Genomic DNA, 15,483 nt, shown 5'->3' on the forward strand with positions numbered 1-15,483 from the left:
TTACCCACATATCTTACCCTATTCGGACTATTAGGAGAAATGCTATAGAAGCTTGATGTATTTTTTGAATATCTGCTAGAAGCCCTTCTTTTGCTAATTCTTTACTGCTTTTTTCCTTAGCAACCAATACCACCAGTACAAAACTCTACATAGTTCCTGTGTTTTATAGCAATTTCTATATAAAAGAATACTTTACTCTTTTTCTTTGCCCAGGGCTTTTTTTAAGATGTCTCTTTCTCTTGTTAGTTCTTTTTTTAGATCAAATCTTTCTTTGTTATAAGGAGCCTTTGCCTGGAAATGCGTATGCTCCAGACATTTTTCCATCATATTTTCTTACTTAACATACTGCCATCTATACCTAGATCTTTTGCTATTTTTGTACTTGCTTGACCTGTTTCTTTAACCAGCTTAACAGCTTCTAATTTGAATTCTGCTGTATATTCTCTTCTATTTGTCATATTTTGAAAAAACGTTTTATTTTACTCCAAAAACGTCTTAACTTTCTCTCTACTTTTTCTGGGTAAGGTCAATTTACCGCCGCGGCGCTAACTAGTAGCGGGATGACGGGTTACCAAATTGTAGAAGTTGCTTTAGCTATAAATTCAAGTTTTATCAATGTCTTGTGTTGTTACCCAAATAATGGTTGTGCAAGCGCTTAATTTTTTGATCAAAAAGGAACAAGTTTAGTAAAAAATAATGATATTATTAGTGGAACATAAAACAGTCCCACTGCAGTACTGATTAGAAGCAACAGAGTAGCTTTATCTGGTTGATAATTCAAAATATTAGCAAGTATTATACTGGACCCAGAAACTGGAATAATAGCCATCAACATCAGTGCTTTATATATGCTCTCATCGTATATACCTATAACATGCTTGTCTAAAAGGACAATTCCTAAAACAAACAGTGGCCAGAATACGTACTTTGCTGTAATAGTGATCAAAGCAAGCTTCCAATCTATTTTAAAGCTTGCAATATTCGCAATGCTCACTCCAAGTAGCACCATTCCTAATGTGACAAATGTACTTCTAATATTCATCATAACATCTGTTAAAAAAGTAGGTATTTGTATATCGTATATACTTAAAAAGAAGCCCAGAACCATCGCATAAAGCGAAGGAAGTTTGAACAACTTTAATATGCATTCTTTTGCGGTATAAATACCATTTGCAGCTATGTAAAATCCTAAGCTGTTTTCAAATAGCGCCATTCCTATATAACAAACAACATATACAGATACTGAATCTTCATCAAATAAAGCCATGGCAATCGGCAGGCCAAAATAACCCATACTTGTGCTGCCCGAACTAAATGCTAATATGTTTCTCGTGTTATCCTTAAATAAAAAAGAAGAAAGATAATACACTGATAAGGACATAGTGCTACCTATAAACCATATCAAAATCGGCAGAGAAATTACTTTTAAATTAACTTCTGTATGAGAGACTCCATATAAAATCACTATTGGATTAGCTATATAAAAGAGTATTTGAGATAGAGTGTTTCTATCAATTTTAAGACATTTTCCTGCTAAATAACCAATAAACATTGTAATATAAATAGGTAATATTTTTAGGAAAAGAGTAAGGAACATACTAGCCTATTGTGATACTTTTGACTGATAAAGTGATATTAGATCTTAAGGTATTGTAAAAGTAAACAAAATTTATTTTCCAATTTATCCAGCTCATAGTTAATTAAATTAGTGCCAAAATTTGTTTTTACATAGGACTTAAGAATGACATTTTTATGATAAAATTATGTTAAGTTTCTATAAAGCTTCTTGCATATTTTTAAATAATGACATATTTACTAAAAATTAAACTGCTTGTAGTAATTTAGACGGACTGTTGAAAAAGTAAGAGGAAATAAGTAAAGTTAGGACAGAGAGTAAGAGCTTTAACATAGTTGTCATATTTTTCTCAATTAACTCTGGTGTCCAATTTATCCACCACCTCTTTACGTGAGGTGTTTCTAACCATTTTAATAACAGTAAAAAATGTTCTTCTTTCAACGCTTTAAATGTGATATTTTTATTCATTAATTGAAAATCTCAAATGTTACTACCCTTTCTATTAATCCTGTCTCTAATTGCCAAGTTCATTGAAATTGACATTTCCGTACCTAGTTTTCCTGATATGGTGCACTATTTTAACGTATCAGAAGGAACAATTCAATTAACTATTGCTTATAATTTTTTAGGCTTTTGCATAGGAGGGTTGTTTTTCGGTCCATTGTCTGAATGCTACGGCAGAAGGAGAATTATGATCATAGGTAACACTTTGTTATTAATCGGCGCTGTTGGTTGTGTTTTTGCACCGTCGATTTTTTGGCTTTTAATCTCTCGCTTTGTTCAGGGCATTGGTGTCAGCACATCTGTAGTTGTGTTTGCAATCGTTGCAGACAGCTATAAAGGTGACGAAGCGGTGAAATTTATTGGAATCATGAATTCTGTTCTAACAGTTGTCATGGCAATTGCGCCAGTGTTAGGCAGTTTCATCAATGAAATTGTAGGATGGCGTGGCAATTATGCAAGTGTTGCGGTAATTTGTTTGATCTCTTGGGTTTTGCTGCTTTTAGCGTTACCAGAAACAAAAAAGGACCGTGATACTTTCAGTTTGAAAAAAATGATGAAAGATTACAGAAAACTACTATCTAATCCGAGGTTTGTTACGTTGTCTTTGATGTCAAGCCTCTTTTCTGCCGCTTATATGTCATTCATTACTTGTGGACCTTTTCTGTATATGAAGACTTTTGGTTTATCTAGCACTATTTATGCACTACATCAAGGTGCAATAGTTGGGTGCTTCTCACTCATCAGTCTATTTGCTGGCAAAATCTTGCAGAAACTTGGAGCAATAAAGTGTGTAATTTCTGGTACGAGCGTGGGTGCTATTGGGTCTCTATTGCTTGTAATATTCAGTATAATTGTACCCCACTCTTTCTACTTAGTAACACTGTCTATGATTATTTTTTCTATCGGTTGTGCAATTTTCCAGCCAGTGATTTTTAATGCATCAATAAATGTTTTCCCTGAAATTAAAGGCACAGCTTCTTCTGCAGTCTCGTTCATTAGAGCTTTTATCATGGCTATTTTTATCGGCTTAACAAGCTACATTTACAATGGTCAAACAATTAGTGTAGCTGTTCTTGTTTTATCCGCGATAGTACTAGAACTTGTTTTTACTGTCTATCTATTGCGTTTAAAAGATCCTATGTAATTAATAAAGATATTCCATTGTAGGCTGCTAACTTTCCCCGGCCAATCTTTCTGCTTCATTACGTGAGATTAGTGCCTCAATAAATTCATCTAGTTCACCTTCTTTTATGATCTGCTCTAGCCGATGTGAAGTTAGATTAATTCTGTGGTCTGTTATTCTTGATTGTGGAAAATTATATGTTCTTATGCGCTCGGAACGATCCCCAGAGCCAATCTGACTTTTCCTCATTGTTGACCTTTCCATTTCTTTTTTTTGTCTTTCAATTTCGTATAGCCTTGCCCTCAATACTTTGAGCGCTTTAGCTTTATTTTTATGCTGCGATTTTTCATCTTGCTGTATCACAACTATCCCTGTTGGCAAGTGGGTGACCCTTACTGCGCTGTCAGTTGTATTCACTGATTGCCCTCCAGGACCACTGGATCTATAAACATCTATTCGTAAGTCTTTTTCTTCTATTTTAAAGTCAACTTCTTCTACTTCAGGTAATATCGCAACAGTAGCGGCAGAGGTATGCAACCTTCCTGAGGATTCAGTTTCTGGCACTCTCTGTACTCTGTGCACCCCTGATTCAAATTTCAACCTTGCAAAAACTTCTGTTCCATTAATGAGTGCAGAAGCTTCCTTATAGCCACCTATACCTGTATTAGAAATGCTTATTGGCTCGAACTTCCAATTTCTTCTTTCTGCATATTTTTGATACATACGAAATAACATTGCTGCAAATAATGCTGCTTCTTCTCCGCCTGTACCTGCTCTAATTTCTAATATTGCATTTCTTGAGTCATCTTCATCTTTGGGCAATAATGCTAACTTTAATTTTGCTTTTATTTTTGGTAATAATACCTTGTGCTTTTCGAAAAATTCTTCTTTTGCTAACTCTTTTATATCACCTTCGCTGTTTTCATCTTTCATTATTTCTTCTAAGTCTGAAATTTCCTCTTTCAGCGTGTTATATTCATAAATTATCTTGATTATTGGCCTGAGCTCAGAGTATTCCTTTGAAAGGGTAATGAATTCTTTTTGACTTAAATTGGTAGGATTTTCCAAATTCCTCTCTATATCATTAAATTTTTTCTTTAAGTCTTGTAAATTATTTTCCATATCCATATAGCACAGATCTAGCTAAGTAATATATACTGAAATAAAAAATTTCTTATATCAAGCAATAACACTATAATATACCTACTACCTTCTAGTTGAATATAATGGCAAAACAGATAACATCAAACTGCAATTTCATATTTGGAGCTTCGGACATAAAATCATTACCAAATGAGTCGGCTCCAGAGATTGCGTTTGCTGGTAGATCAAATGTAGGAAAATCCAGTCTGATTAACTTACTGATAAACAGCAAAAAAGCTGCCAGAGTTTCCTCTAAACCTGGATGCACTAGACAAATAAATTTTTACTCTATGTACAATGATAAGTTCAGGCTTGTTGACCTACCAGGGTATGGTTATTCTCATGCAGGTAAGGAGGAAATTATACAATATTTAAACTTAATTGAGTATTATCTAATTCAAAGAAGAAATCTAAGAAGAGTGTTTGTGTTGATAGATAGCAAGGTAGGATTAAAAGAAATAGACAAAGACTTCATTTATTGGTTAATATATAATAACATTAACTTTAACGTTGTGCTAACAAAAATAGATAAAGTAAGTCAAAAAAGCTTAGGTGCTGTTATAGAAGATATTCAAAGATGGATTAATAATGAGAATGTGTCAATTCATCAAATGAGCATCCGTGTTAAGCATAAAATAACCAAGGTAAGAGATGAGTTTTTCAAGTTTACAAGATAAAAAAATGAAGAGTAGTGAATTCTTAAAGGGTGAGGTATCATTTGAACAAAAAGCAGAAATATTATTTGAAGTGCTATCTAATATACCTAGCTTTGTAGGCGAGACTTTTGTCATTAAATGCGGTGGTACAATAATCTTAGATGAAACACTATTTAACACTTTTGTGCATAATGTTGTCTTGTTGAAGCAGCTTGGTATAAATCCGGTAATAATTCATGACGGAGAATATGAAATTAACTCGGTGTTAAAAGTGCTGGGTATGGACAGTAAATTTGTGAATGGTATCAGACTTACAGACAGAGACACTATGAAAATCATTGAAATGGCACTGTGTGGCTCAGTTAATAAAAAAATTGTTCAGCATATAAATTCTGCTGGTGGTTCAGCTATTGGATTATGTGGAAAAGATGGTAACTTAATTAAAGCCGAAAAAATAACCGCTACGCTTAGAGAAGATAGATCAAATAATATCGAAAAGATATTAGACATGGGGTTCATCGGTAGACCCACTGAAATCAATCCTGATATATTATTTTTTATTGAAGAATCAGATTTTATACCAGTTATTGCACCAATTGGTCATGGAAAAGATGGGGAAACATATCATATTGATGCCGATAGCACTGCAAGCGCAATCGCAATCGCAGTTTCTGCATCTAAAATGATAATCTTGAGTGACACAGATGAAGAAATAGATAAAATTGGTGGCAGGAAGATATCTGTTAAAAATTTAAATGCATCGATTGATTGTGGGAAAATTAAAGGGGAAAAATTTATTGAAAGGCTTATGGCATACGTTAAAATGGCGGAGGAATGTGCTGGAGTTGTTCACATAGTTGATGGTAGAATATCTAACATTATGCTTGATTTATTTACTGAGAGTAATTCAAGCATATCGATTGTGAGTGATTTATAGCTATACTGCTTGCAACTACACGAATACCAAGAGGGTGTCATTCAAGTAGCTGACACTGGAATGACAGCAATCTACGTCATACCGCGATTCATTCGCGGTATCTCTAGATCCCGCTAACAAGTAGCGGGATGACGGTTGTCAGGGTGTCATCCCAGCGCCCTTATGATGTCATCCCAGTGCCCAGACACTGGGATCCAGAAGACTTAATTTCAACCAAGTGGCTGCATAATAAGGACTAGATTCCAGACTGGAATGACATCATAGAGGCACTGGGATGACAAAAAAAGGAGCACTGAACTTGTCAAGGAATTTTATGGCCTAGCGTCACGCGCTGGAATGACAGCATTTACATTTATCACTTTTGCAGATACAATTTACATGCTATAATTGAGTCTTCATAGATGGTAAATTGGAGTGCAAAGAAGTAAAATTAAAGTAGAAATAAAAAGATTATCACACGGAGAAGACTTGTCTCTTCCATGTTATGCAACTACGCAGAGTGCTGGCATGGATCTTTATGCTGCATTGAATGATTCTGCTGTTTTAAATCCACTTGAAAGATTACTTGTTCCAACTGGAATTGTGATTGCAATACCAAACGGTTTTGAGGGGCAAATCCGCCCACGTTCTGGTCTTGCTGCAAAACATGGAATCACTGTCTTAAATTCTCCGGGCACTATAGACTCTGATTATCGAGGTGAAGTTAAAATTTGTCTAATTAATCTAAGTAATCAGCCATACGAAATAAAAAGAGGAGATAGAATCGCACAAATCCTTATCTCTCCTGTATCTCAGGTAATTTGGGATGACAGAGAAGAATTCTGCGCAGAAGAAACCGGTCGCAATGCAGGGGGCTTTGGCTCAAGTGGCAGGTAACTTACGGAAAAGCTTGACTATGACAATTTTTTTATACACAATTTAAGCATATTAATATTTTATTAAATGAAGTCGTTTATGCTAACTTTCAAAAATCATTGTGGCCAGCTCCACAAAGCAAACACTGTATTTGTTGCATTTACTGCTATATACGTTATAGGTGGATTAGCAATACTTTCAACACCGCTTTGGAGGCCTTCAACTTGCAAGCTAGCAGCTTTTGCAGCTACACCACTTGGAATGGGCGTTTTAGCATTTGTTGCTGCTGCGCTGACTTATTTAGCAATATATGCTATCAGCAAAAATAACGAAATATCTGAGTTGAAAGCTCTGAAGGTTATTAAGGATGGGTTGCTAGTAACAGAAGACGCATTTAGGGAAATTGTAAGAAATAACCAAGTTAAAGATGAAGAAGGTAAGGTAGAAAAGGATAAACATTATATAGACTTCAGCTTAGAAGGCAAGAACTACCGTATTATTGTTGATATTGATCAGCTTACCAAGACGCTAGGCAATACTTTACTCTTCAAGATAGATTCACTAAAAGAGAAAAACGATGAAGGTAAGTTCGAGGCAGTAAATGAAACAAAGTGGAGTAAAACATTAGGTTTAGACAAAGATGGTGCTAAAGAGGTTAACACTTATTTAGGCTCACCTATTGTTGAACAAGCTGCTAAAGGAAAAGTACCAGACTAGACAGCTAAGTATAAAAGAGGTAGATTAAGTCTGCCTCTTTGTTTTTTTGATTTTCAGTGTTACGCGCATAACTGCATGGATGTTGCGATTCTCAAGGCAACGTATCTGTTTAGATGCATGGCTAATGCTGAAACAAAAATTCCAGTGTTCCCTTTCTTGTCATCCAAGTAGCTGACACTGGGATGGCTTTGTTGCATCACACTTTATGAGATGGTGATTTATGGTAAATTCATGTAACTATCTCAAATTTAGCCATACCAATATCAGTGAATTTATTAAGCAAATAGCATTTGATTAGCAGTTCTTTTTCTCGATTTATCTCAGATTTATTCCTAAAACTAAATCCGAATATTTGCTTTAATCTTGAGAAAAACCCTTCAATATAAGATCTTTTCCCATAATTTACTTCTTTTTTCCATTCTTTCATGCCATCTTCACCGTATAATTTTATTAACCTAATAGCAGCATTCCTGTCAGACATATAATCTATTTCTGGATGTTCTGCCGCATTGTTTATTGGTGGAATTTTTGTCTTTATATCATATTCGTTACACAACTTATAAAACTTGTGCCTATCACATGCTCTATCTGCATATAGTGCTTTTATGGCATGCTGAAAATCAACTTCTTTTAGCAAATCACAAGCTCCATAGTGATCAGAGTAGACACCGTTACTGTATTTTACAGCTATGGCTTTTTTGTTGTTTATATTCAACATTACGTGCAATTTTCTCGTTTGCTCATAGCCACGATATTTTCTGTCAGTGCTATTTTCCTTGCTGTGTGTTGTTGTATATACTAATTCCTGTACTGTCTATAGCAATTTCGATATCTTCCATATTATTTTTATCAATTCTGCAATCATTTATCTTAATATTAAGTTTCTTAAACCTTCTTGATGCTTGTGAATAGCTGATAACTGCCAAATCTCTTCCTATTTGTTGCAAATACCCTTTTATAAACCCGACTGTTTGTCTTAAACCAATTCTAAAGAAACTGACGATTATATGCACCAAAATCACAACTTTATCACTATAAATATAGTTGCCGCCCTGCATTTTTGGACAATTCTCGTACCAATTTTCTATGGCGTCATTGATATAACAAAAAATGCTTCCTCTTTCTTGGAGAAATTTGTTATATTCATGGCAGTTACTGACTCTCATTTTTTGTGGCATATTTTTTCTTCAACAGTTAAATGGTTATTTATAATGAATTTTGTCAGTAACTGCCAGTTCTTTTCACTTGAGCGATGCAATAAAGCCCACTGGGATCCAGAAAATTTGATTGTGTACTATACAACATTTTCGATTAAAAGCTGGATTCCAGTGTCAAGCACTGGGATCTGGTAGACAATGTTCATACAGCAGCTACTCGGATGACACCTTGTGCTTGCTGGCTATAATTGCTAAGGATTTTTATTTAATTTAACTGCATCTTTTGCCTTATCCAATAACCCATTAATAAAACCAATTTCGCTTGGTTTATCAAGTAAATCAGATGCAATGTTAGTATATTCATTAATGACAACTGGAACTGGCGTATCACAATTAGCTAACTCACATATTGCAACACGCAAAATAGATAAGCTTATAAGATTTAACCGTGAAAGGGACCAACTTGGGTGTAAATAAGACTCTATTATTTTATCATATTCTTCACTGCTTTTTATAACCTTATATAACAAGTTTTCTAAGAACTGATGTTCAAATTCTTCACATTCAAATATATCTTTCAACTTATTTATGTAGTCCTTAAGCTCACAATTTTCCAGTTTAAAAGTGCTTTTGTTGTAACCTACGAAAATATTTGAATAAGCAATTTGTACAGCAAGAAATCTTGCCGTGCTTCTTTTTATGCGCCACTTTTTATCTACTGGTTTTTCCTCCATTATTTTAATTTATTGTGTAAATCTATCATACGCAAAACAGTTGAGGCTGCATGGCCACCAACGTTCTTTTTGTTTTTATCAGCTCTAACTAGTGCTTTATCTTTGCTGTCAGCGGTAATTACACCCATACCAAGGGGTATTGCATAATGCATAACAACCTCATTTAAGCCTTCAATTACTCCTTTACAAACATATTGATAATGATCGGTTTCACCGCGAATTACGCACCCAAGAGCTAAATAACCATCATAATTAGTATGCCCACTCTTGACTGCAAAAAGAATTGTAGCTGGTATCTCAAATGTACCAGGAACCTCAACTACATCGTAACTGGCATTACTGCCTTTTAATTTATCAATTGCACCTTCAAGCAAAAGGTTCGCTATTTCAGTATAATAAATCGAATTAACTATTAGTATTCTCGACATTTACTACCACTTTTTTTGTTAAAAACAACTTTATTAATGACTGTTGAATTAGAGTTATAATATTACTAAATATCCAATATATTACCAGGCCGGCAGGAAAAGAAGAAAAAATAAAGACAGAAATGTAAGGTAAAAACTTCATAACATTTACTTGAATATCATCTTTACTGGTTTGATCTTTCTCACTTAGCTTCTGCTGAATTATCATGGTGGCACCGAAAATTATAGGTAAAATGCCTATAGAAATAGGAAAGTTATAATTAAACAACCCAAATAATGTAAAGATGTTCGTTGGGTCAGGAGCTGAAAGATCCTTAATCCATAAAAAAAAAGGAGCATGCCTCATCTCTATAGTAACAAATAATACTTTATATAAAGCAAAAAATACCGGTATTTGTATTAGCATAGGAAGAATGCTTGACATTGGATTTACATTATTTTTCTTGTATAATACAATTATTTCTTTATGCTGCTTTAAACTATCATTTTTATATAGTTCTTTTATACGAGTTACTTCAGGCTGCAGGCTTTTTACCTTAAACATCGAAATATATGATCTAGTAGATAAGGGAAGCATCAAAAGTTTGATTACTAAAGTCAGCAATAATATTGCTAAGCCAAAATTTTTTAAAACGAAGTTAAAATATTCAAGCAGTAAAAACACTGGTTTAGTTATAAAGTAAAGAACACCAAAATCTACAGCTTTATCAAACAGGGGTATATTGAGAGTGTCCTTATAAGAATCCAGTAAATTCAACTTTTTTGCTCCAGCAAAAAAATAATTCACATTAGAAACGCTTGCACCAGGAAGTATGCTCTTGTAAGGTTTGACAAAATCTACTTGGAATTTATCAGTATTATTAACGTTTGTGTGTTTAATGCTTACATTTATTTTATCAGATTTTTCAGGTATGATGGCTGTGAGCCAGTATTTATCAGCAAAACCAAACCAATTTTTTTCACTCGTGCTTGCTTTTATTAAATGTTTTTTGGAAATATCCTTATATGTCCACTCCTCTAGTTTATTATCAAATGCACCCAGTACTCCTTCATGGGATATCCAATAAGATTCGTTGATATTGTCACGTTTACGGTTAATTTTACCATAAGGAACCAAAACTACATTATCCTTTGTATTATTTTCAACAACTTGCTCAACTTTAAACATGTAATTATCGTCGAGGTTAATTTTCATTCTAAATAAAATGCCATTCTCATTGTCCCAAGATAAATTGACCTCTTTTTGATTGAGTTTCTCTGCTTGCCAAACTGCCTTAGAATCTGGAACTTTAATCTTGTTATTCGGATCGAGCCACCCAAATTCTGCGAAATATACATCTTTTGATTCTGCAGGTGACAGTAACACCACTTGTGGAGAAGAAGAATTCGGTTCTAAGTGGTAATTAGTTAAAATTAAGTCATCAAACCTTGCACCTTTCAGAGAAATTGATCCTTTAATCATGTTATTGGTTAAACTAACCCTCTGTTCTCGAGTAGAATTAATAATTTCAGAACGATTTTGGTGTATTATAGGAGCAAGGTCGTTAAAAGATTCGATATGTTCAATATTTTCAATCAATGGCTGATTTTGGTTTGTACTAAAAAAATTATCATAAATAATACGCCAAGACACCATGATTAACATGGAAAGGATAGCTGCCAAAATTAAACTTTTTGCTTCTGACATGAAATTAAATCAAACATATCTTCTTAAAGTGTATACTAAATATTGTACTAAAACAATGAAATTTACTTATTTTTAATAATAACTTTTAACGCTGATCTTTAAAATTTATTTTAATAGCTTCAAATTTTAACAATATGAACGCGGTGAAAAATCTAGTTATTTGGTTGCTAATAATAGCCACTACTGCAATGCTTATTGATTCACAAAGGGACAAACTAAGCGACAGATTTCTCAGTACTTTTTTACCATATAAAGGAAGAATTCAAAATAGCGGTCAGAATAGTGGAAGTATTGAATTTACGAAGTCATATGATGGACACTTTTATATTCAGGCTCAAGTCAATGATCGCAATATAACGTTTTTGCTTGATACTGGAGCAACCGATATTGTTCTATCACAAAAAGACGCATTACATGTTGGTATTAACTTACAAAATGTTCAGGATTTTAAAATATATGAAACTGCGAAAGGTCAAATAAAAGCTGGAGTGGTTCAAATACCTCAAGTTAAAATAGGAAATTTTTTGATTAATGATGTACAGGCAAGCGTTAACACTCATTCTATGTCTCATTCACTACTTGGAATGAGCTTTTTAAGGTATTTTCATTTCACTATAAGAGATAATAAGTTGATATTATACCGCGACTAAACACTTCTACAATCTACTTATCAAAGCTCTGTAGGTCAATATAGGAGCAGAAATAAATATTGCAGAACAAGTGCCAATCAAAATACCAAAAAAAATGATCAAGCTGAAGTCTTTCACTGCATCTGTGCAGATTAATGCCAAAGGAAGAGCAGCAAGAAGGGTTGTACCCGAGGTTAATATAGTGCGAAATAATGTAGCGTTGACACTTGCATCTACTATCTCACTCATCCGCCCACTTTTACCACTCTTGCAATACTCTCGAATCCGATCGTATATAATTACTGAGTTATTGATTGAATAACCAATGACAGTGAGAAGAGCTGCAACTGATGAAATATTAAACTCAATGCCAGTTAGGCTAATAAAACCAACAGTTAAAATCACGTCATGAATCAGTGCTGTTATTCCACTGAATCCACATTGCCAATTAAATCTAAACCAAACGTAAAAAAATATTCCAACAATCGCGATCAACATGGATAACATTCCTTCAAATATTTGTGTTGAGCTTATTTGTGGGCCAACATAGTCTATTTTACGATAACTTATTGAGCTCCCCAGCTTTTCTTCTAGTATGCTTTTTATCTTTTTGATTTTATCTTCATCTCCTTCATCTTTAAAACGCATGACTAAATTATCACCCGCTTTTGAACTCTGCACTGTAAAACCATTTTCTTTTAATGCATCGAGAATAGAGTGATTCTCATCTGAAGATTTTATCTCTATCAAAATTCCGCCTGCAAAGTCTATGCCTAAGTTCACTCCACGCAGTACAACAATGAGCATTGAAAAGATGATAAGAATAATGCTAACGAGTGCAGTCAAATCCCTATATTTACTAAACTTGATATTAAGGTTATCTGGAATGAGTCTAAGTGCCATGCTATTTACTTAAACTTGAATTTTATATACTTTTCAAAAAATTCACTAGTTTATTTTGTGATTAGTCTCGTTCGTCCACTAAAAGGAAAAGCAGCAAGGAGCGAACCAAAAGCAATAAGAAAGGATCCAAGCCAGATTATAGACATTCCAGGTTTATAGTGCACTTTAGCTGCAATTTTGCTCTTACTCTTATCAATCTCTCCAATTACAACATAAATATCAGAAAGCAAATTGTGGTAGATACTGCTTTCAACATTTTTCTGACCTTCCACAAGGTAAAATCTATATTCAGGGGTTATCTCACCTAATATCTTATTATTCAGCAAATTCCTGATATCCATTGTACCCCTCACTGCATGGAAATTTTTTTCTTTTATTAGCTCAATATTTCGTAAAGTAACTTTAAATTTATTGACTGTTATGCTATCCCCTATTTTTAAGTAATTTTCTTTTTTCTCCTGCCAACCAACCGAATATGCTATACCAAGCACTAGAATTGCCACTCCAGCATGAGCTGCCATCATTGCATAGTAGGATTTAGAAACTCTTCTTGCTAATAAAATTGATTCGCTCTTAAATAAACGAATTCTTTTACTGTATGCTTCTAAAACAAAGATTAATAATGCTATGGAGATAGTAATTGATAGCACAATTATTAGCTCCATGTGAAAGATAAACGGCAAAATAGCTGCAGCACTACAAAATGAAAATCTATATTCACGGAATATTGGCAATAGACTATTTCCCTGCCAACTGCAGTATTGCCCAATTATCGTGAGGGCTAGAATAGCCAGTGCAATAGGGTTAAATAAAGAATTGTAATATGGTGCTCCAACTGAAATTAATTCACCGGTTAAATATTCGAGCACTGTAGGGTATAAAGTGCCAACGAACACAATGAAAAAGGCAGTGATAAATAATAGATTGTTCATCAGCATCATCGTAAGGCGTGAAAAGAATCTTCTACCCTCTGTCATTTGAGTAGCAGGTTTCTTTTCAGATTCCAGTGTCAAGCATTGGAATGACATCGCAGACGTGTGATTTTTTCTCGTAAATACTACAAATATTACTAAGCTACTGACTGTAATTACACCAAGTAGAGCTAATATATACAGTCCATACCTTGGGTCATCTGCAAACGTGTGCACTGAGGTGAGTATTCCTGAGCGGACTAGAAATGTTCCAGTCACACTCAATATAAAAGTTGTAAGCGTAAGTAAAATAGCAAAGTTCTTTAAAACATTGAAATTCCGTACCACGAGCAACAAATGTGTCAGCGCTACTGCAATTAGCCACGGCATCAAAGAAACGTTTTCCACTGGATCCCAAAACCAAAATCCACCCCACCCAAGTTCGCGATATGCCCACCAGCTACCCAAGCTGATGCCCAAAGTGAGCAGCGACCAAGAAATAAGTACCCAAGGCCTGACAATTTTAGCCCAAACATTTCCTTCAACTTTTGCAATTAATCCAGCTATAGAGAGCGAAAAAGGAACGCTAAACCCAAGGTACCCCAAATATAATATCGGTGGATGAATAGCAAGGCCTATATCTTGCAATATCGGATTAAAACCCAGTCCATCTGTTTCAATGCCTGGCATTTTAGTGAAGGGGCTGGATTCAAGTAAAGTGAACAGTAAAAAACAAAAGCAAATCAAGCCTTGGGTGATAAGAGATATTTTTTTTAATTTACTACCATTAGTTCGTTCTGGTGTCATTCCAGTGCTTGACACTGGAATCCAGTTTTTATTATACTGCCATTTGATGTACTCATTTGCAATTAAATTGTCTGGATCCAAGTAGTCAAGCACTGGGATGACAGAAGGTATATAAATATCCATTAGTAATAAATACATGGTGAGCACTAAGGTCCAAAGCAACATAGATCCTTCTTTATTTCCCCAAACACCACAAATCTTGTAGATCAAAGGTTTTGTTGTGTGTGAGTGGTAGTATACGTTTTCAAGTGAAAAATCATTTGTAATGTGGCAGTAGATCAAAATAGCCATTGATGTTGATACACAAAAAAATATGGCAGTGGTAATAAACCGACAAGAACTAAGCGGTAAAAACAAATATGTCAAAGACAATAAGCAGGCTAGCAATAGCAATATATTCCCAAGTTCAGGCATAAAAAATTATAGTTTTTATATAAACAATATTACTGATGACAAGTTAGAAGTTAAAGTGTTAATTGACGCTTACTATTGATGCTATAGCTAAAGTGGCTTAGGTTTACCTACAATTTGAAAAACAACAAATTCGTCATTCCGCTACTCGTTAGCGGAATCTATACCGCGAATGAATCGCGGTATGACGTAGGGAAATCTTTCTTGGGTCAGCTATAGCATAATGCTCCCATAGTTAGCTGTGCTAGTATTAATTAAAAATTAAATATTAAATCTTTATACTTTTATAGATAGCGTTAATATTG

Annotated in this window: 15 protein-coding genes and 3 pseudogenes; 8 read left to right on the forward strand and 10 right to left on the reverse strand. The window is 34.3% G+C overall.

The window, feature by feature from the left end; translation table 11 throughout:
• Positions 1-46 precede the first annotated feature (46 nt).
• The 3 genes and pseudogenes from DEF52_RS06985 to DEF52_RS06990 all read right to left on the reverse strand — a co-directional run.
• Positions 47-458 (reverse strand): annotated as a pseudogene (locus tag DEF52_RS06985) (transposase); the annotation flags it as partial.
• Between the two features lie 209 nt (positions 459-667).
• The gene (locus DEF52_RS02015) at positions 668-1,597 is read right to left on the reverse strand and encodes an AEC family transporter (RefSeq protein WP_151807716.1); all 930 of its coding nucleotides are present in this window, start codon (positions 1,595-1,597) and stop codon (positions 668-670) included.
• Positions 1,598-1,901: 304 nt separating this feature from the next.
• Positions 1,902-2,044: pseudogene (locus DEF52_RS06990) on the reverse strand (N-acetyltransferase); the annotation flags it as partial.
• A gap of 16 nt (positions 2,045-2,060) precedes the next feature.
• Here DEF52_RS06990 and DEF52_RS02025 point away from each other — a divergent pair.
• Positions 2,061-3,224, forward strand: a complete 1,164-nt coding sequence (locus DEF52_RS02025; protein WP_151807717.1) for a multidrug effflux MFS transporter — start codon at positions 2,061-2,063, stop codon at positions 3,222-3,224.
• A gap of 27 nt (positions 3,225-3,251) precedes the next feature.
• Here DEF52_RS02025 and prfA read toward each other — a convergent pair whose 3' ends face one another.
• Positions 3,252-4,331: a peptide chain release factor 1 gene (gene prfA / locus DEF52_RS02030; RefSeq protein WP_151807718.1), complete on the reverse strand. Its 1,080-nt coding sequence runs from the start codon at positions 4,329-4,331 to the stop codon at positions 3,252-3,254.
• A 98-nt stretch (positions 4,332-4,429) separates the two neighbouring features.
• On the opposite strand from prfA, the gene yihA reads away from it, so the two are divergent.
• The 4 genes from yihA (at position 4,430) to DEF52_RS02050 (ending at position 7,511) form a co-directional block, all read left to right on the forward strand.
• Positions 4,430-5,023: a ribosome biogenesis GTP-binding protein YihA/YsxC gene (gene yihA / locus DEF52_RS02035; protein WP_151807719.1), complete on the forward strand. Its 594-nt coding sequence runs from the start codon at positions 4,430-4,432 to the stop codon at positions 5,021-5,023.
• A gap of 4 nt (positions 5,024-5,027) precedes the next feature.
• A complete protein-coding gene (gene argB, locus DEF52_RS02040) occupies positions 5,028-5,939 on the forward strand; it encodes an acetylglutamate kinase (protein WP_151807782.1) in 912 nt (303 codons plus the stop codon).
• A gap of 414 nt (positions 5,940-6,353) precedes the next feature.
• On the forward strand, positions 6,354-6,815 hold the full coding sequence (gene dut / locus DEF52_RS02045) for a dUTP diphosphatase (protein ID WP_006279458.1): 462 nt from the start codon (positions 6,354-6,356) through the stop codon (positions 6,813-6,815).
• A gap of 78 nt (positions 6,816-6,893) precedes the next feature.
• Positions 6,894-7,511: a hypothetical protein gene (locus tag DEF52_RS02050; RefSeq protein WP_237357325.1), complete on the forward strand. Its 618-nt coding sequence runs from the start codon at positions 6,894-6,896 to the stop codon at positions 7,509-7,511.
• A 229-nt stretch (positions 7,512-7,740) separates the two neighbouring features.
• Here DEF52_RS02050 and DEF52_RS06995 read toward each other — a convergent pair.
• Positions 7,741-8,689, reverse strand: a pseudogene (locus tag DEF52_RS06995) (IS5 family transposase).
• Positions 8,690-8,722: 33 nt separating this feature from the next.
• Between DEF52_RS06995 and DEF52_RS06060 the strand changes: the two are divergent.
• The gene (locus DEF52_RS06060; protein WP_153296794.1) at positions 8,723-8,863 is read left to right on the forward strand and encodes a hypothetical protein; all 141 of its coding nucleotides are present in this window, start codon (positions 8,723-8,725) and stop codon (positions 8,861-8,863) included.
• A gap of 56 nt (positions 8,864-8,919) precedes the next feature.
• Here DEF52_RS06060 and nusB read toward each other — a convergent pair whose 3' ends face one another.
• Genes nusB through yidC form a run of 3 tightly spaced genes read right to left on the reverse strand, consistent with a single transcriptional unit; the run spans position 8,920 to position 11,517 of the window.
• The gene (nusB, locus tag DEF52_RS02065; protein ID WP_007549265.1) at positions 8,920-9,402 is read right to left on the reverse strand and encodes a transcription antitermination factor NusB; all 483 of its coding nucleotides are present in this window, start codon (positions 9,400-9,402) and stop codon (positions 8,920-8,922) included.
• Positions 9,402-9,830, reverse strand: a complete 429-nt coding sequence (locus tag DEF52_RS02070; RefSeq protein ID WP_006279647.1) for a 6,7-dimethyl-8-ribityllumazine synthase — start codon at positions 9,828-9,830, stop codon at positions 9,402-9,404. The genes nusB and DEF52_RS02070 overlap by 1 nt, the downstream gene beginning before the upstream one ends.
• Entirely contained in the window at positions 9,808-11,517 is a 1,710-nt protein-coding gene (gene yidC, locus DEF52_RS02075; RefSeq protein ID WP_151807723.1) for a membrane protein insertase YidC, read from the reverse strand. The genes DEF52_RS02070 and yidC overlap by 23 nt, the downstream gene beginning before the upstream one ends.
• 134 nt (positions 11,518-11,651) lie before the next feature.
• Here yidC and DEF52_RS02080 point away from each other — a divergent pair, with 134 nt between their 5' ends.
• Positions 11,652-12,167 carry a TIGR02281 family clan AA aspartic protease gene (locus DEF52_RS02080; protein ID WP_006279648.1) on the forward strand — a complete coding sequence of 172 codons (516 nt, stop codon included), beginning with the start codon at positions 11,652-11,654 and terminating at the stop codon, positions 12,165-12,167.
• A gap of 6 nt (positions 12,168-12,173) precedes the next feature.
• Here the strand turns inward: DEF52_RS02080 and secF are convergent, their stop codons facing one another.
• Positions 12,174-13,049, reverse strand: a complete 876-nt coding sequence (gene secF / locus DEF52_RS02085) for a protein translocase subunit SecF (RefSeq protein WP_151807724.1) — start codon at positions 13,047-13,049, stop codon at positions 12,174-12,176.
• A gap of 50 nt (positions 13,050-13,099) precedes the next feature.
• Entirely contained in the window at positions 13,100-15,160 is a 2,061-nt protein-coding gene (locus tag DEF52_RS02090; protein ID WP_458695304.1) for a cytochrome c-type biogenesis CcmF C-terminal domain-containing protein, read from the reverse strand.
• On the opposite strand from DEF52_RS02090, the gene DEF52_RS06490 reads away from it, so the two are divergent.
• The gene (locus DEF52_RS06490; RefSeq protein WP_237357328.1) at positions 15,081-15,260 is read left to right on the forward strand and encodes a hypothetical protein; all 180 of its coding nucleotides are present in this window, start codon (positions 15,081-15,083) and stop codon (positions 15,258-15,260) included. The two genes, DEF52_RS02090 and DEF52_RS06490, sit on opposite strands and share 80 nt — an antisense overlap.
• The last annotated feature ends 223 nt before the right edge of the window (positions 15,261-15,483 follow it).

This window comes from Wolbachia endosymbiont of Nasonia oneida (assembly GCF_009012935.1).
In the GTDB taxonomy this organism is placed as follows: domain Bacteria; phylum Pseudomonadota; class Alphaproteobacteria; order Rickettsiales; family Anaplasmataceae; genus Wolbachia; species Wolbachia pipientis.